Genomic DNA, 21,495 nt, shown 5'->3' with positions numbered 1-21,495 from the left:
GCCGGGCCTCGACGCCGCTGCCTGAAGCGGTGGGGTGGCAAGAGCCGCGGCTCTTGCCACCCCACCGCTTCAGGCAGCGGCGTCGAGGCCCGGCCCGGCACCTGTGCGGGGAGGCTCCGCGGGTGGGCGGAGTCTCCCCGCACAGGGTGTCAGGCGTGTCGTCGGGCCCAGAGCGGGGTGACGAGAGCGATGAGGAGGGCGGCGACGCCGATCTGGAAGATGTGGCGGATCCAGTCGATACCGCCGGTGTCCCGCACGCCGAAGGCGGTGGCGAGCGCGTTGCCGACGACGGCTCCGATGATGCCGAAGACGACCGTCAGCCACAACGGGATGGGCTGGCGTCCGGGAAGGACGAGCTTGGCCAGAAGGCCGATGATCAAACCCGCGATGATGGCCCACAGAAACGACACGACCTCTCCTTTCGTTCACTGCACCGAAGTTCGGTACCTCCCCCGCGTGCCCCCGAAGCCGCCGCCGTACGCATGCCGGGGAGCAGGAGAACGAAGAAGGGTTCCGGACCCGCCGCACGGGGTCCGTGATCACGGGCCCGCCGGGTGCGCGCTCCCGGGAAGCCGTCCCGTGCGCGGCGGGAGACCGCCGGGGGCCGCCGAGTCCGGCGTCGGCCGTGCTCCGGCAGGGAGGTGCCGGATGCCGGTGCGCGGGCCCGGCCCGTGGTGTGGAGAGCCCGGCGAGGAGCCCGGCCGTGGTGGGGAGAGCCAGGCGAGGGGCCCGGCCCTCCCCTACGCCCCCGCCTCCGCCATCCCCGCCGCCTCACCCGGCTGCCGTTCGAACCGGGTGCGGTACAGGTCCGCGTACCGGCCGCCCGCGGCCAGCAGTTCCTCGTGCCTTCCGCGTTCCACCACGCGTCCGCCCTCGATCACGAGGATCTGGTCCGCCGTCCGGACGGTGGAGAGCCGGTGGGCGATCACGAGCGCGGTCCTGCCCTCCAGGGCCTCCGCGAGCGCCTCCTGGACGGCCGCCTCGGAGGTGTTGTCCAGGTGGGCGGTCGCCTCGTCGAGGATGACGACCCGCTGGCGGGCCAGCAGCAGGCGGGCGATGGTCACGCGCTGGCGCTCGCCGCCGGAGAGGCGGTAGCCGCGTTCGCCGACCACCGTGTCCAGGCCGTCGGGCAGGGACCGTACGAGGTCGTCGAGGCGGGCGCGGCGCAGGGCGTCCCACAGGTCGGCCTCGGTGGCGTCGGGGCGGGCCAGGAGCAGGTTGGCGCGGACGGTGTCGTGGAAGAGGTGGCCGTCCTGGGTGACCATGCCGAGGGTGTCGCGCAGGGACGCCGCGGTCAGGTCGCGGACGTCCACGCCCCCGATGCGTACGGCGCCCTCGTCGACGTCGTACAGGCGCGGCAGCAACTGCGCGACGGTGGACTTGCCCGCGCCCGAGGAGCCGACGAGGGCGACGGTCTGGCCGGGTTCGGCGCGGAAGGAGATGCCGTGCAGGACCTCGGCGCCGCCCCGGGTGTCCAGGGAGGCGACCTCCTCCAGGGAGGCCAGGGAGACCTTGTCGGCGGACGGGTAGGCGAAGCGGACGTCGTCGAACTCGACGGAGACGGGGCCGTCGGGGACCCGGCGGGCGTCCGGCTTCTCCCGGATGAGCGGCTCCAGGTCGAGCACCTCGAAGACCCGTTCGAAGCTGACCAGCGCGCTCATCACCTCCACGCGCGCCCCGGCGAGCGCGGTCAGCGGGGCGTACAGGCGGGTCAGGAGCAGGGCCAGGGACACCACCGCGCCCGGTTCCAGCGCGCCGCGCAGGGCGAACCAGCCGCCCAGGCCGTAGACCAGGGCCAGCGCGAGGGCGGAGACGAGGGTGAGGGCCGTGATGAACGCCGCCTGGGCCGTGGCCGTGCGGACGCCGATGTCCGCGACCCGGCGGGCGCGCAGCGCGAACTCCGCCGACTCCTCCTGCGGGCGGCCGAACAGCTTGACCAGGGTGGCGCCGGGCGCCGAGAAACGCTCGGTCATCCTCGTGCCCATGGCCGCGTTCAGCTCCGCCGCCTCCCGCTGCATACGGGCCATGCGGCTGCCCATGCGCCGGGCCGGGATCACGAACACCGGCAGCAGCACGAGCGCGAGCAGGGTGATCTGCCAGGACAGGGTGAGCATCACGGCGAGGGTGAGCAGCAGGGTCACCAGGTTGCTGACCACGCCGGACAGGGTGTTGCTGAAGGCCCGCTGCGCGCCGATGACGTCGTTGTTGAGGCGGGAGACGAGCGCTCCCGTGCGGGTGCGGGTGAAGAACGCGACCGGCATGCGCTGGACGTGGTCGAAGACCGCCGTCCGCAGGTCGAGGATCAGCCCCTCGCCCAGCGTCGCCGACAGCCGCCGGGCGACGATGCCCAGGGCCGCCTCGGCCACCGCGATCAGCGCGATGAGCAGGGCCAGCCGTACGACGGTCCCCTCGTCGCCGTGCGACACGATCACGTCCACCACGCGCCCGGCCAGGACCGGGGTGGCGACGGCGAGCAGCGCGGTCGCCACCCCGAGCAGCACGAACAGGGCGATGCGGCGGCGGTGCGGGCGGGCGAACGCGCCGATGCGGCGCAGGGTCGCTCGGGCGAGGGGGCGGCGCTCCTGCTGGGCGGTCATGACGCTGTGCAGTTGCGTCCACGCCGTGGTTTCCATGCTCATGCGACCGAACCTAGGACCTAGAGCAATGTTGAGGTCAAGCCCTCGGCCGTTTCCCGCGCGCGGGGCGCCGCCGGTGCCCGTCGCGCCGGTGGCCGTCGCCCCATGCCCGTCGCGCCGGTGTCCGTCGCGTCCGTGCACCGCGCGGCGGGCGGCCGGGCCGGCGGGTCACCAGGGCACCGGCTTGCCGTCCCGGAAGAAGCCCCCGGTCGGGCCGTCGTCGGGCAGGGTGGCCGCCCAGACGACCCCGGCGGCGCCCTCGGCGACGGGCCGGCCGCCGCCGCCCATGTCGGTGGCGGTCCAGCCGGGGCACACGGCGTTGACGAGGACGCGCTCCCGGCGCAGTTCGCCCGCGAGGAGCCGGGTCAGGGCGTTGAGCGCGGCCTTGGAGACGCTGTAGGCGGGGGTGCCGCCGCTCATGCCCTGCAGGGAACCTCCTTCGCTGCTGACGTTGACCACCCGCGGGTGCGGGCTGCGGCGCAGCAGCGGCAGCAGCGCCTGGGTGACCCGCCAGGCGCCGAACAGGTTCGTCTCCATGGCCCGCCGGACCTCGTCCAGGTCGGCCGAACGGGCCCGGGCCCAGGTGTCGTAGAGGATCGCCGCGTTGTTGACGAGCACGTCGGTGCGGCCCAGGTGCCGGGTGACCCACTCGGCCATGGCGGTGACGCTCGCGTCGTCGGCCACGTCGAGCTGGACGGCCGTGATCCGTGCGCCGCCGGGATCGAGGCGTGCGGCCGCCGATCGTCCCTTGGCGAGGTCGCGGGAGCCGAGGACGACGCGGTGGCCGCGGCCGGCGAGTTGCCGGACCACCTCGTACCCGATGCCGCGGTTGGCTCCGGTCACGACCGCGACGGGCGGTGCCTGCGGAACCCCGGGAACACCGGTGGACTCGACTGCCATGGGGAGCTCCAGATCGCGGGGCCGTGTGTCTGATCAGCCTCGCACACCGGGGACTTGCGCGCCGCGCGGTCGGGGTAGCCGCGGCAGGGCACCGGCCCCGGCTCCGGCTCCGGCTCCGGCTCCGGCAACGGGCCCTCCCCCACCGGTCGGGACCGCGCCCCCGCGCCGGCCGGGAGGGCCCGGACGGGACGGCCGCCCCGCGCGGTGGGCCCCGCGCGGCCCGCCCCGCCGCGGCGGGGGCCCGGCGGGCGCCGCCCGGTCCCCTCCGGGGCGGCACGGGCCGTCCGCGGACGGGCGGGGACCATGGTGTCCGGCGGCCGGCCGCCTCCGGTCCGTACGAACCCCCGTGCCCGATACGGCAGGATGAACGACCGTGCCGATCGCGGGTCAGGGCGGCCGGCACGACGGAACATCCCGGAATCGAGCAGGTGACGACGTGACGCAACTTCACATCCGGCCGTCGGCGAGGGCCTTCGCCGCTGTGTGTCTCCCCGGAGGTGACCGGTGAACCGAGCGCTCACCGTGGACGACCTGGTCCTCGCCGGCATCGCCCTGGCCGCGGGCCTGCTGGGCGCGTTCCTGCTGCGCATGCTGCTGCGCTGGCTGGGCAAGCACGCGGACCGCACCCGCTGGAGCGGGGACGACGTCATCGTGGACGCGCTGCGGACCGTGGTGCCGTGGGCGGCGGTCGCGGGCGGCGCGGCGGGCGCGGCGGCGGCGCTGCCGCTGACCAGGACCGTCCAGCACCACACCAACCAGGTGCTGACCGTGCTGCTCATCTTCGTCGTGACGGTGTCGGCGGCCCGGGTGGTGGCCGGTCTGGTGCGGACGGTCACCCAGTCCCGCTCCGGGGTCGCCGGATCGGCCACGATCTTCGTGAACATCACCCGGGTCCTGGTCCTGGCGATCGGCTTCCTGGTGGTGCTGCAGACGCTGGGCATCTCCATAGCCCCGATGCTCACCGCCCTCGGCGTCGGCGGCCTGGCCGTCGCCCTGGCCCTGCAGGACACCCTCGCCAACCTCTTCGCGGGCATCCACATCCTCGCCTCCCGGACCGTCCAGCCCGGTGACTACATCCGGCTCAGCAGCGGCGAGGAGGGCTACGTCGAGGACATCAACTGGCGGCAGACCACGGTCCGCAACCTCTCCAACAACCTCGTCGTGATCCCCAACGGGCAGCTCGCGAAGACGAACATGACCAACTTCATGCGTCCCGAGCAGCAGTTGACGATCATGGTGCAGGCGGGGGTCGCCTACGACAGCGACCTGGAGCACGTGGAGCGGGTGACGATCGAGGTCGTCGCCGAGGTGATGACGGAGATCACCGGGGCCGTCCCCGATCACGAGCCGGCGGTGCGCTTCCACACCTTCGGCGACTCCCGCATCGGCTTCACCGTCATCCTGGGCGTCGGCGAGTTCAGCGACCAGTACCGGATCAAGCACGAGTTCATCAAGCGGCTGCACAAGCGGTACCGCGAGGAGGGCATCCGCATCCCGGCCCCGACGCGGACGGTGGCGCTGCAGCAGGGCGCGGTGGTGATCCCGCACCAGCGCGGCGGGCAGAACGAGCCGGGCGAGGCGGCCTCCGCCCGGCTCGACTGAGAGCCCCGTCCAGGAGCCCCCGCGGGGCGGCCGGGCCGCCGTGGTGCCGCCCGGCCCCGCGGCGGCGCGGCGCGGCGCGGCGGGCGCCGGGCTCACCGGCGTCACCGTCCGGCCGGGGTGGCCGGTCGCCCCGCGGTCCGGCCCGATCCGTGCCGAAAGTCGGTGCGGACCCCTGTCGAGACGAGGTCGATCACGAGATATCTTGATGTCGAGCAATGTTGCAGACGTGGAGCGGAGCACCCGGTGACTGACTCGACCATCATCTATACGCACACTGACGAGGCCCCGGCCCTGGCGACGTATTCCTTCCTGCCGGTGGTCCAGGCGTACGCCTCGCAGGCGGGTGTCGCCGTGGAGACGCGTGACATCTCGCTGGCCGGCCGCATCATCGCCGTGTTCCCGGAGTACCTGACCGAGGACCAGCGCATCCCGGACGCGCTCGCGGAGCTCGGCGAGCTGGCCAAGACGCCCGCGGCCAACATCATCAAGCTGCCGAACATCTCGGCGTCGATCCCGCAGCTGAAGGCCGCGATCGCCGAGCTGCAGGGCCAGGGCTACGCGCTGCCGGACTACCCGGACGACCCCAAGACCGACGAGGAGCGCGAGATCCGCGCCCGCTACGACAAGGTCAAGGGCTCCGCCGTGAACCCGGTCCTGCGCGAGGGCAACTCCGACCGCCGCGCCCCGGCCTCGGTGAAGAACTACGCCAAGACCCACCCGCACCGCATGGGCGCCTGGACCGCCGAGTCCAGGACCAACGTGGCGACCATGGGCGAGAACGACTTCCGCTCCACCGAGAAGTCCGTGATCATCGCCGAGGACGGCACGCTCAGGATCGAGCTCGTCGGCGACGACGGCTCCACCACCGTGCTGCGCGAGTCGGTGCCCGTCCTCGCGGGCGAGGTCGTCGACGCCTCCGTGATGCGCGTCGCCGCGCTGCGCGAGTTCCTGGCCGCGCAGGTCGAGCGTGCCAAGCAGGAGGGCGTGCTGTTCTCCGTGCACCTGAAGGCCACGATGATGAAGGTCTCCGACCCGATCATCTTCGGCCACGTGGTGCGCGCCTTCTTCCCGAAGACCTTCGCGAAGTACGGCGACAAGCTCGCCGCGGCCGGCCTCACCCCCAACGACGGCCTGGGCGGCATCTACAAGGGCCTGGAGAACCTGCCCGAGGGCGCCGAGATCAAGGCCTCCTTCGACGCCGAGCTCGCCGAGGGCCCGGACCTGGCGATGGTCGACTCCGACAAGGGCATCACCAACCTGCACGTCCCCTCGGACGTCATCATCGACGCCTCCATGCCGGCCATGATCCGCACCTCCGGCCACATGTGGGGCCCGGACGGCCAGGAGCACGACGCCCTCGCGGTCATCCCGGACTCCTCCTACGCGGGCGTGTACCAGGCCGTCATCGAGGACTGCCGCGCCAACGGCGCCTACGACCCGGCCACCATGGGCTCGGTGCCGAACGTCGGCCTGATGGCGCAGAAGGCCGAGGAGTACGGCAGCCACGACAAGACCTTCGAGATCCCCACCACGGGCACCGTCCGCCTGGTCGACCAGAACGGCGACGTCGTCATCGAGCAGCCCGTCTCGGCCGGTGACATCTTCCGCGCCTGCCAGACCAAGGACGCCCCGATCAGGGACTGGGTGAAGCTGGCCGTCACCCGTGCCCGCGCCACCGGCGACCCGGCGGTGTTCTGGCTGGACGAGACCCGCGCCCACGACGCCAACCTGATCGCCAAGGTGCGCCAGTACCTGCCGGAGCACGACACCGAGGGCCTGGACATCCGCATCCTGTCCCCCGTGGAGGCGACCAAGCTGTCGGTGGAGCGCATCCGCCGCGGCCAGAACACCATCTCCGTCACCGGCAACGTGCTGCGCGACTACCTGACCGACCTGTTCCCGATCCTGGAGCTGGGCACCAGCGCCAAGATGCTGTCGGTCGTCCCGCTGATGGCGGGCGGCGGCCTGTTCGAGACCGGTGCCGGCGGCTCCGCCCCGAAGCACGTCCAGCAGCTGGTCAAGGAGAACTACCTGCGCTGGGACTCGCTCGGCGAGTTCTTCGCGCTGGTGCCGTCCCTGGAGCAGTACGCCGAGGCCACGGGCAACGCCCGCGCCAAGGTCCTCGCCGACGCCCTCGACCGCGCCACGGCGACCTTCCTCAACGAGGACAAGTCCCCGACCCGTCGCGTCGGCGGCATCGACAACCGCGGCAGCCACTTCTACCTGTCCCTGTACTGGGCGCAGGAGCTGGCGCGGCAGACCGACGACGCCGACCTGGCCAAGGCGTTCGCGCCGCTCGCCGAGACGCTCGCCGCCAACGAGCAGAAGATCGTCGACGAGCTGAACGCCGTCCAGGGCAAGCCGGTCGACATCGGCGGCTACTACCAGCCCGACCCGGCCAAGGCCGCCGAGGTCATGCGCCCGTCCGCGACGTGGAACGAGGCGCTGGCGTCGCTGAGCTGACCCTTCGGGGTCGTGAGACCGCCCCTTGAGGGGTGGTGATCCTTCTCCGCCCCGGCCGGCACACCGCCCGGCCGGGGCGGAGCCGTGTCCGGGCACTGGAGCCGTGTCCGGGCACTGGAGCCGTGTCCGGGCACGGGCGGCGGCCTGTGGGGGCCACGCCGCCCGGAGCGGACGGGACGCCCGGCGGGACCCGTGGGCGGCACCGGTCCCGGCGCGTCCGTGAACGCTGGATTGCAGGCGTGACGTGAGGCTGGCCCGCGGTCACCTCGTGTGGTTACCTCGTCGCATGACCGTGCCAGTGACCCGCCGCCACGTCGATCACGCGTGCGTCACCTCCACGGGCTGTCGCGCCGTGAGCTGACCCTCCGCCCCACGATCCGCCGCGCCCGCCTCCCGACGCGGGACGTCCGCGCCGATCGCCGTCGCCCCCGTTCTCCCCGCCGCCGTTCGCGGCCGCCTCCGTGCCGTTCGCCGTACGCCGTACGCGCTCGCGCCGGTTCCTCCCACCCGGCACGCGGCACCTCGCCGTTCACGCCTCACGGTTCACGCCCCGCCGTTCACCTCCCGCACGCCGCACTTCGTGCACCGCACGCCGTACTAGGAGCACCATGAGCCAGCAGCCCGTCGACTCCGTCACCGCCGGTCACACGCCCGAGGAGCCGCCCCCGGCTCCCGGCGCCTCCGCCTGGTCCTTCGAGACCCGGCAGGTCCACGCCGGTGCCGCGCCCGACCCGGTGACCGGCGCCCGGGCGACGCCGATCTACCAGACGACGTCGTTCGTGTTCCGGGACACCCGGCACGCCGCCGACCTGTTCTCGCTCGCCGAGCCCGGCAACATCTACACCCGCATCCACAACCCCACCCAGGACGTCTTCGAGCAGCGCGTCGCCGCGCTGGAGGGCGGGGTCGCGGCCGTGGCGCTGTCCTCCGGGCAGGCCGCGGAGACCCTGGCGGTCCTGACGCTAGCGAGCGCCGGCGACCACATCGTCTCCAGCACCTCCCTGTACGGCGGCACGTACAACCTGTTCCGGCACACGCTGCCGAAGTTCGGCATCGAGGTGTCCTTCGTGGACGACCCGGACGACCTGGAGGCCTGGCGGGCCGCCGTCCGGCCGAACACCAAGGCGCTGTTCGCGGAGACGCTCGGCAACCCGCGCGGCAACGTGCTGGACGTGCGGGCGGTCGCGGACGTGGCGCACGCGGCGGGCGTGCCGCTGATCGTGGACAACACCATCCCGACCCCCTACCTGCTGCGGCCGGTCGAGCACGGCGCGGACATCGTGGTGCACTCGGCGACCAAGTTCCTCGGCGGCCACGGCACCACGATCGCGGGCGTGGTCGTGGACGGCGGCACCTTCGACTTCGGGGCTCACGCCGAGCAGTTCCCCGACTTCACCGAGCCCGACCCCAGCTACCACGGGCTGCGGTACTGGCCGGCGCTCGGTCCCGGCGCCTTCGCGGTCAAGCTGCGGGTGCAGTTGCTGCGCGACCTGGGCCCGGCGCTCTCCCCGCACTCGGCGTTCCTGCTGCTGCAGGGCGTGGAGACGCTGAGCCTGCGCCTGGAGCGGCACTCCGCCAACGCGCTGGCGCTGGCCCGGTGGCTGGAGCGGCGCGACGAGGTGGCCGCCGTCCACTACCCGGGCCTGGAGTCCAGCCGCTGGTACGAGGCGGGGCGGACGTACCTGCCGCGCGGCGCGGGCGCGGTGGTCTCCTTCGAGCTGCGGGACGGCGTCGAGGCGGGCAAGCGGTTCGTGGACGCGGTGGAGTTGTTCAGCCACCTCGCCAACATCGGTGACGTGCGCAGCCTGATCATCCATCCGGCCTCCACCACCCACAGCCAGCTGGACGAGGAGCAGCTGGCGGCCACCGGCGCCGCGCCCGGCCTGGTGCGGCTGTCGGTCGGCATCGAGAACCTCGCCGACCTCAAGGCCGACCTGGAGGCCGGGTTCCGCGCGGCCAAGGGCGCGTCCTGAACGCCGTGGCCGTCTCCTCGGAGGTCCCCCTCCCGCCGGCCACCGGGGCCTGGCGGGAGGGGGACCCGCCCGGGCGCCGGCGGTGGCACTCCCGCAAGAAGCCGCTGCCGCTGGAGGCGGGCGGTGAACTGCCGGGCGTACGGCTGGCGTTCGAGACCTGGGGGCGGCTCGCCCCGGACGGCTCCAACGCCGTGCTGGTGCTGCACGCCCTGACGGGGGACAGCCACGTCGCGGGATCCGCCGGGCCCGGTCATCCCACGCCGGGCTGGTGGGACGGACTCGTCGGCCCGGGCCTGCCGCTCGACACCGACCGGTGGTTCGTCGTCGCCCCCAACGTGCTGGGCGGCTGCCAGGGCAGCACGGGGCCGGCCTCGCTGCGGCCCGACGGCCGGCGGCGCTGGGGCGGCGCCTTCCCGTTCCTGACCCAGCGCGACCAGGTCGCGGCGGAGGCCGACCTGGCCGACGCGCTGGGCATCGGGCGGTGGGCGCTGGTCGTCGGCGGTTCGATGGGCGGGATGCGGGCCGTGGAGTGGGCCGTGTCGTACCCGCGGCGCGTGGGCGCGCTGCTGCTGCTCGCGACCACGGCGGCGGCGAGCGCGGAGCAGATCGCCTGGGCGAACATCCAGGTGCACGCCGTCCGCGGCGACCCGTACTGGCGCGGCGGCGACTACCACGACACCGGCCGCGGCCCGCACGCCGGACTGGGCCTCGCCCGCCGCCTCGCCCACGTCACCTACCGCAGCGAGCCGGAGCTCCACATCCGCTTCGGCCGGCGGCCGCAGGACGGGGAGGATCCGTTCGGCGGCGGCCGGTACCAGGTCGAGTCGTACCTCGACCACCACGCCGCCAAGCTGGTGCGCCGGTTCGACGCGGGCAGCTACGTCGTGCTGTCGCAGGCCATGAACGCCCACGACGTCGGCCGCGCCCGCGGCGGGGTGCGCGCCGCGCTGCACCGGGTGACCGCGCCCACGCTGGTGGCCGGGGTCGACTCCGACCGCCTGTACCCGCTCGCCCAGCAGTCCGAACTGGCCGCCCGCATCCCGGGCGCCGACCGGCCGCGGGTGATCGAGTCGCCGTACGGGCACGACGGCTTCCTGATCGAGACGGAACAGGTCGCCGCGCTGGTGCGGGAGATCCTCGCGTAGCTCCCCGCCCTTCCCGGCGCTCGATGTGGCACCTTGATCGTGCAGTACGCCACCGACGACGTCCCGGGAGCAGACCGATGACCCCTGCCGCACCCTCCTTCACCCTGCTGCCCGGCGCCGGCGACTCCCCGGTGATCCTGCACGTGCCGCACTCGGCGCGGGAGATACCGGCCGGGGTACGGGCGGGCATCGTGCTCGACGACACGGCGCTGGAGCGGGAACTGGACCACATCACCGACGCGCACACGGCCCGGATCGCCGAGACGGCGGCCGGCCTGGCCGGTGTCACCCCCTGGCGGTTCGTCAACCGGCTGTCGCGGCTGGTCGTCGACCCGGAGCGGTTCCCGGACGAGCGGGAGGAGATGCTGGCCGTCGGCATGGGCGCGGTGTACACCCGGACCACGCACCGGGAGCCACTGCGGCCCGAGGACGTCGACCCGGGGCCGTTGATCGAACGGTACTTCCACCCGTACGCGCGGGCGATGACCGAGGCGGTGGCGGACCGGCTGGCGGCCACCGGCCGGGCCGTCGTCGTCGACGTGCACTCCTATCCCGCCGAGCGGCTGCCCTACGAACTGCACGGCGAGGGCCCGCGGCCGCCGGTGTGCCTGGGGACGGACGCCTTCCACACGCCTCCCGGGCTGCTGGCCGCCGCGCGGGAGGCCTTCGCCGCGTGCGGGGAGACGGGGCTGGACAGCCCGTTCGCCGGGGCCTACGTGCCGCTGGAGTTCTACGGCAAGGACCCGCGCGTCGCCGCGCTGATGGTGGAGATCCGCCGGGACACGTACATGACCGAGCCGGGCGGCCCCGCCGGTCCGGGACTCGCCCGGCTCGGCGCGGCGCTGGCGGCGCTGGTCGACGCCGTGTCCGGCTGATCCGCGCTCAGGCGCGCAGCCACTCCGTCACGACCACCTCGCCGCCGGTGCGCAGCCGCAGGGCGAACGGCCCGCAGGGCGGGGCGTCGCCGGTGAAGCGGCCCAGGTCGTCCGTGGTGAGCGGCGCGCCGGCCGCGGGGCCGGTGAGGACCTCGATCCGGGCGGGCCGCGGCGGCAGCACCTGTCCCATCAGGCCCTGCGCGCTCACCTCGACGTCGACGGTCACGTCGCCCGCGCGGAAGGTCAGCATCCGCGGCACGTCCGCGGCCCCCCTGACCGGGATGGCGTCGACCAGCGAGTCGAAGGTCAGCTCGGCGACACGGGTGTCGAGGTCGTGCAGCGCGTACGCCTCGACGGCGAGCTGCTGCAGCTGCGCCGGCACGGGGTCCAGTACGGCGGCGGCCCGCCGGAGCTCCTCCTCCAGCAGATCGACGTCGGCGTCCCCGTCCCCGCCCGTGTCCGCGTACGGCTCGTCGTCGAAGACGCCGCCGTTCGTGCCGTTCATGTCACTCATGTCGCTCATACCGTCCCCCGTGCCTCTAGCCGGGCCCGCAGCCGGCGCAGACAGCGCTGGCGCAGCGGTCCGATGCTGCCCACCGCGATCCCCAGGGCGGCGGACACCTCCTGGTAGCTGGGCGGCGGCGAGGCCATCAGGACGCGCAGCAACTGCCGGCATCGCTCGCCCAGTTCCTCGAACTCCTGCCACAGCCGCCGCACGCGCTCGCTCTGGGCGGCCGCCTCCTCGGAGTCGAGCAGCGACTGTTCCGGCGTACGGTCCTCGCTGACCCGGTCGAGCAGCTGCGGATCGTCCGTCAGCGTCAGCCGCCGCGAACTCCTGAGCACCTTCAGGCACTCGTTGCGCGCGGTGCTCGCCAGCCAGGCGCCCGCCTTGTCCTGTTCGCGGATCCGCCCCAGGTGCTGGGCGAAGCGGAACCAGACGGTCTGGTACACCTCGTGCGCGTCGGCGTCGGAGAGCCGGTGGCCGCGCACGACCGACCACACCAGCGGGCTCATCCCTTCCACCAGCGCCTTCCAGGCCGCCGCGTCTCCGTCGGCGGCGGACCGGACGAGCGCGCCGACATCATTTCGGTCCACTGCCCCACCCCTCGTGTACGGCACGTCATCGTACGCCGTGGGGGAGGCGGCTCCGGCCCTCATGCGCCGGAGGCGAGGGGCTCGACCGGCACCGGGCGCCAGGTGGGCGGGCGCAACGCCGGCACGTGCGCGCCGCGCACCTCGGCGAACCCGGTGTTGCCCGCGAGCAGGCGCAGCCGGGCCGTGCGCGGGTCGGTCTCCTCGTGGGCCGTCATGTGGGCGGCGACCATGCCGGCGACCACGGGGGTGGCGAAGGAGGTGCCGCTCCACTGCGCGTACCCCTCGAACATCACCTGCTCCGGCTTGGCGGCGGCGCCGTCGTCGCTCAGCACGCCCGTGTGGCCGGGGTGCCGGCAGGTGCAGGCGTAGGTGAAGGAGTACCGGCAGGCGTCGTACGTTGAGTGCTGGTACACGTACGGGACGGGTGCGTCGAAGCCGGTGAGGGCGCTGGTGAGGCGCTCGCCGGGGGCGTAGACCTTGACCCAGGGGCCGTGGTTGGTGAAGCAGGCGCCGAACTCGCCGTCGCTGCGCAGGGCGCCGACCGAGACGACGCTGTTCTCGTAGCCGGGCAGGCCGGCGTAGGCGGCGGGCCAGAAGGGGGTGGCGCTGCCGTTGTTGCCGGCCGCGGCGACCAGCAGGGTGTGCCGCTCGCGCAGCTCCGCCATGAAGGCGTCGGTGCCGAGCAGTCCGTCGGTGCGGCCGTTGCTGGTGCCGGCGGAGAGGCTGATGATGTCGGGCCAGCCGTGCCGGTCGACGGCCTCGAAGAGCTTCGCGCCGAACTCCGACTCCAGGACGGCGCCCGCGTCGTTGAGGGTGCCCAGCACCGTGACGTCCGTGTTGGGGGCGACGGCCGCGACGAGGCCTGCGATGAACGTGCCGTGTCCGACGTACTGCTTGAGCAGGCCGTCGGCGTCCGTCTCCGCCCCGGCGGCGTCGCCGTCGACGTGGGCGAGCAGGGTGCAGGAGTGGCAGTCGTGCATCAGGCCGGTGTCGACCACCAGGACACCGACCGCCGTGCCGGGGTCGTGGACCCCCTCGGCCGGCGCCGGGTTGGGGCCCGCGGCGCGCCCGGCGGGCACCGGCTCGTCGCCGGGGCAGGCGTTGACCGCGACGTGCACGACGTGGTTGCGGCCGGCCAGCCGGCGCCCGGCCCGGTCCTCCCGCTCCCGCACGGCCCGCAGGGCGTGCGCGACGGTCCGGTCGCCCTGCCGGCCGCCCTCGCCCGGGTCGCCGACCCGGATGCGGGTGACGCCCGTGCGGTCGGTCCCGGGGCCCGCCCGGCGCACCTGGTGCTGGTCGAGGTCGGGGGCGTCGGTGAAGTACGCCCGCACGGCGTCCTCCACCGTCCGGGCGTCGTCGCCGTCGCGGACGAGGACGACGCCCTTCTCGTAGAAGAACTCGGCGGAGTCGTCGGGACCCATCGCCAGGGGGACATCGGGCATCGAGCGTTGGATGTGGTCGAACTGCTCGCGGAATCGCTGTGGTGCCATGGGTGTCCTCCCGTGTGGACGGCGGGTCGACTATCAGAGCCGCCGGGCGGTCGTTTGATACAGAGCCGGACCTGTGGGGCACGGTTCCCGGGCACTACCATCCGGAGGGTGACAGCGGGAAGCGACTCCGTTCTCGAACTGCTGCCGATGGTGTTCGCCTCCCCCAGCCAGGCCCTGGCACGGGCGGAGCGGGTACTCGACGCCGATCCCGTACCGCTGCACGCCTCCGTCGCGCACCAGGTGATCGGCATCTGGCAGCGGGACTTCGGCGATCTGCGGCGCGCGCTGACCCATCTGCGGCGCGCCCGGGACCTGGCGGCCCGGGCGGACTCGGCCGACCGGGAGGCGGACGTCCTGGCCACGCTGGGCGTGGCGCTGGTGCACGCGGGCCGCACCCGGGAGGGCCTGGCGGCGTTCGAGCGGGGGGTCGCGCGCGGCAGCGGGCACACCCGGGCGCGGGTGCTGTACCGGCGGGCGTACGTGTGGTGGGTGCTGGGGCACCACCGTGAGGCGCTGGAGGACGTCCGCCGGGCGGTTCCCGTGCTGCGGCAGGCCGACGACGTGATCTGGACGGCGCGGGCGCTGACCCTGCGCGCCACGGTGCACCTGGCGCTCGGTTCGGTGGAACGGGCCGAGGCCGACTTCACGGCGGCGGAGGCGCTGTGGGACACCACCGGCCAGGAGCACGACAAGGCCGACGCGGTGGAGAGCCGGGGGCTGGCCGCGTTCCGCTCCGGTGACATCCCGGCGGCGCTCAGACTGCTCGACGAGGCCGAGGAACGGTACGCCAGGCTCGGCACCCCGACGTTCATGCTCGACATCCGGCGCTGCGAGGTGCTGATGGCCGCCGGGCTCGCCCCCGAGGCGCTGGCCGGGGCGGACGCGGCGATCAGGGCCCTGGACGGGATCGGCGGGCAGTCCACCCGCAAGGCGGAGTTGCTGCTGGCCGCCGCGCGGGCCGCCCGGCTGGCCGGTGACCCGCACACCGCGATCGCCCGCGCGGCGCTCGCCGTACGGCTGTTCGCGGGGCAGCGGCGCACCTGGTGGGAGACGCACGCCCGGCTGGTGCTGATCGAGGCGCGGCACGCGGCCGGGCACACGTCGGGGCGGCTGGTCGCGGACGCCGCCGCGGTGGCCGGCAGGCTGGCGTCCTTCGGCGCCCCGGCCGCGCCGGAGGCCTCCCTGCTCGCCGGCCGGATCGCGCTGGGCCTGGGCCGGCGGGCCGAGGCCGAGCGGCACCTGGCCGTCGCCGCCCGCAGCAGGCGCAGCGGGCCGCCGCTCGCCCGGATGACGGGCTGGGCGGCGCAGGCGCTGCGGGCGCAGGCGGCCGGTTCGGCGCGGGGTGTGCTGGAGGCCTGCCGGCGCGGTCTGGACGTGCTCGACGACCACCGGATGACGCTGGGCGCCTCGGAGCTGCGGGCCCGCGCCACCGAGCAGGGTGCCGAGCTCGCCGCGCTGGCCCAGCGGGCGAGCCTGGTCTCCGGCGGGCCGCGGCGGCTGCTGGTGTGGAGCGAGCGCTGGCGGGCCACGGTGCTGTCCGCGCCGCCCACCCGGCCGCCCGCCGACCCGGCGCTGCTGAGCGGCATGACCGCGTACCGGGAGATCGCGGCGCGGTCGGAGGAGGCCCGCAGGGAGGGCCGCCCCGTGCCGGCCCTGGAGCGCGAACAGCGGCGCCTGGAGCGGGAGATCCGCTCCCGCACCCTGCACATGCGCGGTGAGTCGCCGGGCGGCGGGGACCGGTTCGACGTCAGCCGGCTGCTGGAGCGGCTGGGCGATGACGTACGGCTGGTGGAGCTCGCCGTGCTGGACGGGCGGGTGCAGGTGCTGCTGTGCGGGCAGGGCCGGGTGCGGCGGTTCGGGGCCGGGCTGCTGGCCGAGGCGGAGACGGAGGCCGAGCACGTGCAGGCCGGGCTGCGGCGGCTGGCGCACCCCGGGGCGGAAGCCCGCCTTCCGGTGGTGGAGGCGGCGGGCCGCCGTCTGGAGGAGCTGCTGCTGGGTCCGGCCGCGGCGCAGCTGGGCGGCGGCCCGGTGGTGATCGTCCCGCCGGGGCGGCTGCACCACGTGCCGTGGGCGCTGCTGCCCTCGCTGCGGGAGCGGGTGCTCAGCGTGTCGCCGTCCGCGAGCAGCTGGCTGCGGGCCCGCGGGACCGCGCCGCCGCCCGGTGGCCGCCAGGTGCTGGTGCGCGGCCCGGGGCTGGCGACCGGTGGCGCCGAGGTGCCCGAACTGGCCGACCGGTACGGCGGCGCGACCGTCCTGGAGCACGGCGAGGCGCGGGTGCCGCGCGTGCTGGAGGAACTGGACGGGGCGGCGCTGGCGCACATCGCCGCGCACGGCACGTTCCGCGCGGACAGCCCGCTGTTCTCCTCGCTGCGGATGGCCGACGGCCCGATCGTCGTCCACGACTTCGAGCGCCTGGACCGCAGCCCCTACCGGATCATCCTGTCCTGCTGCGACACCGCCCGGTTCGCCTCCGTCGGCGCCGACGAACTGCTGGGCCTGGTCACCGCGCTGCTGCCGCTCGGCACGGCGGGCGTGGTGGCGTGCAGCGCGCCCGTCAACGACGAGGCGGTGGTGCCGCTGATGCTCACGCTGCACAAGGGCCTCAGCGCCGGCCTGTCCCTGGCGGAGGCGTTGCGCGACGCCCGGACCGCCCTGCCGGGCGACGCGCTGCACCAGGCCACGGGGTGGGCGTTCTGCGCGTTCGGCGCGGCCTGAACGGCCCTACGCCGGCTGGGCGTCCGGCAGTTCCACCAGCCACGGCAGGTCGCCGCGGTCGCCGGCGCCGAGCCGTGCGTAGGCGCTGTACAGGTGGTTGCCGACGGTGCGCACCGACAGGGTGAGCCGCTGCGCGATCTGCCGGTTGCTCAGGCCGGCGGCCGCGAGGGTGACGATCTGCCGCTGCCGGGCGGTGAGTTCGCCGAGGACGAGCCCGGACAGGGCGGGGGTGCGGGCGCCCTGGCAGCGCCGGGCCAGCGCGACGGCGCGGGTGCGCGAGGTGCGGGCGGCGTGCGGGTCGCGGTGCGCGCGGGAGGCCTGGGCGTGGGCCTCGGCCGCGAAGAGCAGGAAGCCGCGCCTGCCCAGTTCCTCGGCCGCCCGGTCCAGGGCGGGCCCGTCGCCTCGCAGAAGTGCCTCGGCGTGCCGGGCGAACACACCGGACAGCCGGCCGAGGGCCTTGCCGGGGGCGCCGCCGCGCACGGCGTCGTAGGGGTCGCCGGTTCCGGCCTCCGCGGCACCGGCGGCGCCGCCGGGGGTGGCCGGCCGCGCGGGTGCCCGCGTACGGCCGTCCGCCGTCACGTCCGCCGTCACGTCCCCCGACTCGGCCCGGGCTAGGGCGAGTTCGGCGCGGCAGGAGGGGTCCTCGGCGGTGCCGCGCAGGCCCTCCCGGGCCCAGGCGGCGGCCTCCGCCAGCTCCCCGCGCAGCCGCGCGAACCGGGCGCGCACGGCGGCGTACCCGGGCGGCACCGGCGCGCCCTCCGTCACCAGCCACTCCCCCACCGGGGCCGGCACCGTCCGGACGTCGGCCTCCTCGATCCGCCGTACCAGCGCGGCCGCCTCGGCGTCGAGGCAGGGCCCGTACTCCTCCGGTGCGCGGGCCAGCCGCCGGGCCCGCAGCCGCCCGGCCGCGGCCCGCAGCACCGGCCCGTGCAGGGGGTGGGCGAGGCGGACGACCGCGGGAGCGTGCCCCGCTCCCGCCGGGCCGGGGCCTCGGGGGAGGTCGTCGACGCGGACCAGGCAGTCGGCCTCCAGGCGTTCCAGGGCCGGGGCGTCGAGGTCGTCCACGTCCAGGGGCAGGGGCAGGGGCTCGGCGAAGGCGAGGCGGTCCAGCGCCTCGCGCTCGGCGGGGCAGGTGCGGTGCAGGACCGGGGCGGTCCGTTCGCGGACGGCCGCCGTCAGCGGCACCGGGCCCCGCCACGCCCACTCGCCGGTGTCCGGGACACGGGTCAGCGGGCCGTGTTCGCGCACCGCGTCCAGCAGGTCGCGCAGCAGCCGCAGGTCGCCCCGGCACAGGCGGTGCAGCCGGTTGACGGTGAGGGGGTCCGGGGCGGGGCCGGCGCCCGCGGCCAGGAGCCGGGCCGTCTCCTGGCGGCTCGGCGGCTCCAGCGTGAGGCGCGGCAGCAGCTCCCCGGTCCACAGCCGGGAGATCGCGTCCGGGACCGGGGCGGCGTCCGTCGCCACGACCAGCAGCCGGGTGCGGCCGTGCACGGCGAGCTGGTGGACCAGGGCGGCGGAGGCGTCGTCGAGCAGGTGCGCGTCGTCGACCAGCAGCAGGCGCACGCCGGACAGCAGCCGGACGGCGCGGTGCAGGGTGACGTGCTCGGGCAGCAGGTGGGCGAAGGCGGCGAAGGGGATCTGCCGGGCCCGCGGGGTCCCGGCCGCCCGGGCGCAGCCGGTGCCGCGGACCACCTCGGTGACCAGACGGGTCTTGCCGCAGCCCGCCGGGCCGGTGACCACGATGCCGCGGTGTCCGGCCGCCAGGGACCGGCGCACCCGTTCCCGTTCCTCCTCGCGCCCGGTGAACGGCCAGGGCGGCCGCGGCGGCGTCGCGTCCCGTTCGAAAGGTGTCGTCGCGTCCGGTTCGAAAGTCGTCACGACAGCAAGAGCGCGGATACTCAGGCCTGATACAGGGCGACTTGAGTAGACCCCGACTCAGGCGCCCGGGACGGGTCCGGGGGCAGTCTGACGCCCGTGACCGTCCGCTCCCGCTCCCGGGGACACCGCACGACGCCACGGTCGGGACCCGCTTCGTCAGGGGCCGCCGCTGCTTCGTCCGGGTCAGCCCGGGGTCCGGGTGGGACGGCCGCCGTGTGCGGGTGACGGCACGGACCGGCCGTACGCGGACGCGTGGACCACTGTCCGGCGCCGGGGGAACGGCCGGGGGAACGTCGCCTTCGGGGGAGGGTGGCGTTCTCCCGGCCACGCCGTCCGGCGCACTCCGCCCGGACCGCCTTGCCGGTGGCGGCCGGCGGGTTCGGGGACGGGTTCCTCACCGGGCGTGCGCCTGACGGCCGTCGCCGCCACCCGCGCCCCGGTCGGCCCGGGTGACGACCGGCTCCTCCGGGGCGGCCGGGCCGGCTTCGGCGACCGGCCGGCGCGTGACGAGGACTGCTTCCGCTCCGGGACGGACCGGGGCGCGCCGGCGGCGTACGAGGCGCCGCGCACCGTCGTGCGCGGCGGCCGGCCCAGCGGGACGAGGAACACGCCTTCCCGTACGGGTACGCCCGTCGGCGCCTGTGCGGACCGACCGGGTCCCTCCCGACCGGCGGCTGCTGCGCCCCGCACCGGGGCGAGTGGCTGTCGGCGGCCGGCGAAGGGACGCGGGCACCGCGCGTCACAGCGGTGTCCGTGGCGGACCTCGGCTGCGGCGGCCTGCCCGCGCCCCCGCCCCCGCCTCCGCAGGTCGCACCAGCACCGCACCGAGGGCCTCCCCGCCCCCTCCCTATGATGTGCCTCCGGACTTCCACGGCGTCGGGCTCGCACCAGTGCGTGACACAGACCACAGGAACTCCCCCCGCGTCGCGGAGAGAAGTGGTCGTGAGGGACTCAGAGAACGATGTGCGTCGCCGTGTGCGCGAGGGGGACCGAGAGGCGTTCGCCCTGCTGTACGAGCAGTTCGCCCGCGCCGTCTACAACCACGGACTGCGATTGACGGGCGACTGGTCGACAGCCGAAGAGATCATGTCCGAAACGTTCCTGACCGCGTGGCGGACCCGCGGGCGGGTGCAGGAGGACGGCGGCTCCCTGCTGCCCTGGCTGCTGGGCATCGCCACCCACAAGGCGGACAACGCCCGCCGGGGAGTCCGCAGACGGCAGTTGTTCCTGGCGCGTCAACCGCAGCCGCGTGTGGAGGAGGACTTCGCGCCTCGGACGATCGGGCGCATCGACGACGCACGGTACTTGCGTGCCGTGCAGACCGCGCTGGGACGGCTGCGGCGCCAGGAGCGGGAGGTACTGGCCCTGTGCGTGTGGTCCGGCCTGGACTACCAGCAGACGGCCGAAGCGCTGGGCATCGCCGTCGGAACCGTACGGTCCCGCCTTTCGCGTGCCCGCAAGAAGCTCGCTCACCTCGCGGAAGAAGACCGGGAACCACCAGCCGCCCGCGGAGAGATGACAAGTGCGGCCGCGATCGCGGCCCTGCCCGTACGGGAGGAGCTCACATGAACGACGACACCACCGGCGCTTCCCCGGAGCGGCACGGCGACCGCGAGGAGATCGCCCGCCTGCTCCCGGCCCCGGCCGACTGGGACCTTCCGCGCGAGCAGCACCTTCGTCACAAGGACCTTCTGATGCACCACATCGACCACGACCGGGCCGCCCGTACCCGGCCGGCCCGCCGACTGCTGCGGCCCGCGGTCCTGGCGCCGGCGACCGCCCTGGCCCTGGCCTGCGCGGTGACCGCGGGGATCGCGCTGACCGGCGGTGACCCGGCGCCCGCCGGCACCGCGTCGCACCGTGCGGCCACGGACATGCAGCCCGCCGCCGCGCTCCTGGACCGGATCTCCGACGCCACGGAGACGCGCGCCGGCCTCACGGTGCGCGACGACCAGTTCGTCTACACCAGGGAGAAGACCCGCGGGGCCGACCTGACCAGCGGGAAGGCCGTCCTCGGCCCGTTGGTGGACCGTGAGGTGTGGGCCGCCGAGGAGCCGGGGCCCCTGCACAAGCTCGGCCTGGTCCGGGAGGACGGCAAGACGTTCCCCATCAACGCCGAATTCGGTGACACCGGGGGCACACCCGCCGGGATCAACCGGCCCACCTACCGCTGGCTCAGCTCGCTGCCCACCGACCCCGACAAGCTGCTGGCCTATCTGTACGCCAAGACCCCGCAGGCCGATGGACGGGAACGTGACCAGGCGGTGTTCGAGCAGATCGGATCCTTGCTCGGCGGGGTGATGCCGCCCCGTACGGCCGCCGCCCTCTACCGGGCCGCGGCGAAGATCCCGGGTGTCACCCCGGCCCCCCAGGCCCGCGACGCGATCGGCCGCAAGGGCCTCGGTATCGCCCGCGACGACACGCGGTACGGCATCCGGACCGAGTGGGTCTTCGACGAGAAGGACTTCGCCTTCCTGGGCTCCCGCAGCTACCTGACCGAGGACGCCCCGTACGGAAAGGCCGGGACCCTGCTGTCCAGCGTGGCCGAGCTGGAGCACGCCGTCGTCGACGAAGCCGGCCGACGGCCCACCGACGCGGAGCGGACACGGACCGAGCGCCAGAACTGACCGCTGACCGCCGGAAACCCCCCGACTCCGTCGGCCCCGACACGAACACCCCGCCCAGCGCCGAGACCCGCTCCTTCATACCGACCAGCCCGTTCCCGC

15 protein-coding genes are annotated in these 21,495 nt (G+C 74.8%); 8 read left to right on the top strand and 7 right to left on the bottom strand.

The features are described 5' to 3' along the window. Positions 1-149: 149 nt before the first annotated feature. The 3 genes from AB0L29_RS30385 to AB0L29_RS30375 all read right to left on the bottom strand — a co-directional run bounded on the left by AB0L29_RS30385 (position 150) and on the right by AB0L29_RS30375 (position 3,536). Entirely contained in the window at positions 150-410 is a 261-nt protein-coding gene (locus tag AB0L29_RS30385) for a GlsB/YeaQ/YmgE family stress response membrane protein (protein ID WP_365831625.1), read from the bottom strand. 330 nt (positions 411-740) lie between these two features. Beyond that, complete coding sequence (locus AB0L29_RS30380; RefSeq protein ID WP_365831688.1) at positions 741-2,633, bottom strand: ABC transporter ATP-binding protein; 1,893 nt, start codon at positions 2,631-2,633, stop codon at positions 741-743. 171 nt (positions 2,634-2,804) lie between these two features. After that, positions 2,805-3,536, bottom strand: coding sequence for an SDR family oxidoreductase (locus tag AB0L29_RS30375; RefSeq protein ID WP_365831623.1), 732 nt, complete (start codon positions 3,534-3,536; stop codon positions 2,805-2,807). A 504-nt stretch (positions 3,537-4,040) separates the two neighbouring features. Here AB0L29_RS30375 and AB0L29_RS30370 point away from each other — a divergent pair. The 5 genes from AB0L29_RS30370 (at position 4,041) to AB0L29_RS30350 (ending at position 11,594) form a co-directional block, all read left to right on the top strand. Next, a complete protein-coding gene (locus AB0L29_RS30370) occupies positions 4,041-5,138 on the top strand; it encodes a mechanosensitive ion channel family protein (RefSeq protein WP_365831621.1) in 1,098 nt (365 codons plus the stop codon). A gap of 243 nt (positions 5,139-5,381) precedes the next feature. Beyond that, positions 5,382-7,601 carry an NADP-dependent isocitrate dehydrogenase gene (locus tag AB0L29_RS30365; RefSeq protein WP_365831619.1) on the top strand — a complete coding sequence of 740 codons (2,220 nt, stop codon included), beginning with the start codon at positions 5,382-5,384 and terminating at the stop codon, positions 7,599-7,601. A 608-nt stretch (positions 7,602-8,209) separates the two neighbouring features. Next, positions 8,210-9,574 (top strand): bifunctional o-acetylhomoserine/o-acetylserine sulfhydrylase, encoded by a 1,365-nt coding sequence (locus tag AB0L29_RS30360; protein WP_365831617.1) that lies wholly within the window; start codon positions 8,210-8,212, stop codon positions 9,572-9,574. A gap of 5 nt (positions 9,575-9,579) precedes the next feature. Then, positions 9,580-10,719, top strand: coding sequence for a homoserine O-acetyltransferase (locus tag AB0L29_RS30355; RefSeq protein WP_365831615.1), 1,140 nt, complete (start codon positions 9,580-9,582; stop codon positions 10,717-10,719). A gap of 77 nt (positions 10,720-10,796) precedes the next feature. Further along, positions 10,797-11,594, top strand: coding sequence for an N-formylglutamate amidohydrolase (locus tag AB0L29_RS30350; RefSeq protein ID WP_365831613.1), 798 nt, complete (start codon positions 10,797-10,799; stop codon positions 11,592-11,594). 7 nt (positions 11,595-11,601) lie between these two features. Here the strand turns inward: AB0L29_RS30350 and AB0L29_RS30345 are convergent, their stop codons facing one another. From AB0L29_RS30345 to AB0L29_RS30335, 3 genes are read right to left on the bottom strand one after another with little or no spacing between them, the layout of a single operon-like run. Further along, the gene (locus AB0L29_RS30345) at positions 11,602-12,108 is read right to left on the bottom strand and encodes a hypothetical protein (protein ID WP_365831686.1); all 507 of its coding nucleotides are present in this window, start codon (positions 12,106-12,108) and stop codon (positions 11,602-11,604) included. A 5-nt stretch (positions 12,109-12,113) separates the two neighbouring features. Beyond that, positions 12,114-12,752: a sigma-70 family RNA polymerase sigma factor gene (locus tag AB0L29_RS30340; protein ID WP_365831611.1), complete on the bottom strand. Its 639-nt coding sequence runs from the start codon at positions 12,750-12,752 to the stop codon at positions 12,114-12,116. Further along, on the bottom strand, positions 12,749-14,179 hold the full coding sequence (locus AB0L29_RS30335; protein ID WP_365831609.1) for a S8/S53 family peptidase: 1,431 nt from the start codon (positions 14,177-14,179) through the stop codon (positions 12,749-12,751). Before AB0L29_RS30335 ends, AB0L29_RS30340 begins: the two co-directional genes overlap by 4 nt. Before the next feature lie 147 nt (positions 14,180-14,326). Here AB0L29_RS30335 and AB0L29_RS30330 point away from each other — a divergent pair, with 147 nt between their 5' ends. Then, on the top strand, positions 14,327-16,894 hold the full coding sequence (locus AB0L29_RS30330) for a CHAT domain-containing tetratricopeptide repeat protein (RefSeq protein ID WP_365831684.1): 2,568 nt from the start codon (positions 14,327-14,329) through the stop codon (positions 16,892-16,894). Between the two features lie 6 nt (positions 16,895-16,900). Here AB0L29_RS30330 and AB0L29_RS30325 read toward each other — a convergent pair whose 3' ends face one another. Then, complete coding sequence (locus tag AB0L29_RS30325; protein WP_365831607.1) at positions 16,901-18,769, bottom strand: LuxR C-terminal-related transcriptional regulator; 1,869 nt, start codon at positions 18,767-18,769, stop codon at positions 16,901-16,903. A 963-nt stretch (positions 18,770-19,732) separates the two neighbouring features. Between AB0L29_RS30325 and AB0L29_RS30320 the strand changes: the two genes are divergently transcribed. After that, positions 19,733-20,338, top strand: a complete 606-nt coding sequence (locus AB0L29_RS30320) for an RNA polymerase sigma factor (protein ID WP_365831682.1) — start codon at positions 19,733-19,735, stop codon at positions 20,336-20,338. After that, complete coding sequence (locus AB0L29_RS30315; RefSeq protein WP_365831605.1) at positions 20,335-21,396, top strand: CU044_5270 family protein; 1,062 nt, start codon at positions 20,335-20,337, stop codon at positions 21,394-21,396. The genes AB0L29_RS30320 and AB0L29_RS30315 overlap by 4 nt, the downstream gene beginning before the upstream one ends. Positions 21,397-21,495: the final 99 nt, after the last annotated feature.

This window comes from Streptomyces sp. NPDC052701 (assembly GCF_040678355.1).
Lineage (GTDB): Bacteria > Actinomycetota > Actinomycetes > Streptomycetales > Streptomycetaceae > Streptomyces.
Note: the sequence above shows the minus strand (reverse complement) of the source record. Positions and strands in the feature narration are given on the sequence as shown.

Bases quoted from the DNA above. Each gene is read 5' to 3' on its own strand.
- AB0L29_RS30315 (WP_365831605.1), top strand. From the start codon at position 20,335: ATGAACGACGACACCACCGGCGCTTCCCCGGAGCGGCACGGCGACCGC.
- AB0L29_RS30350 (WP_365831613.1), top strand. From the start codon at position 10,797: ATGACCCCTGCCGCACCCTCCTTCACCCTGCTGCCCGGCGCCGGCGAC.
- AB0L29_RS30330 (WP_365831684.1), top strand. From the start codon at position 14,327: ATGGTGTTCGCCTCCCCCAGCCAGGCCCTGGCACGGGCGGAGCGGGTA.
- AB0L29_RS30340 (WP_365831611.1), bottom strand. From the start codon at position 12,752: ATGAGGGCCGGAGCCGCCTCCCCCACGGCGTACGATGACGTGCCGTAC.
- AB0L29_RS30380 (WP_365831688.1), bottom strand. From the start codon at position 2,633: ATGGAAACCACGGCGTGGACGCAACTGCACAGCGTCATGACCGCCCAG.
- AB0L29_RS30375 (WP_365831623.1), bottom strand. From the start codon at position 3,536: ATGGCAGTCGAGTCCACCGGTGTTCCCGGGGTTCCGCAGGCACCGCCC.
- AB0L29_RS30335 (WP_365831609.1), bottom strand. From the start codon at position 14,179: ATGGCACCACAGCGATTCCGCGAGCAGTTCGACCACATCCAACGCTCG.
- AB0L29_RS30345 (WP_365831686.1), bottom strand. From the start codon at position 12,108: ATGAGTGACATGAACGGCACGAACGGCGGCGTCTTCGACGACGAGCCG.
- AB0L29_RS30360 (WP_365831617.1), top strand. From the start codon at position 8,210: ATGAGCCAGCAGCCCGTCGACTCCGTCACCGCCGGTCACACGCCCGAG.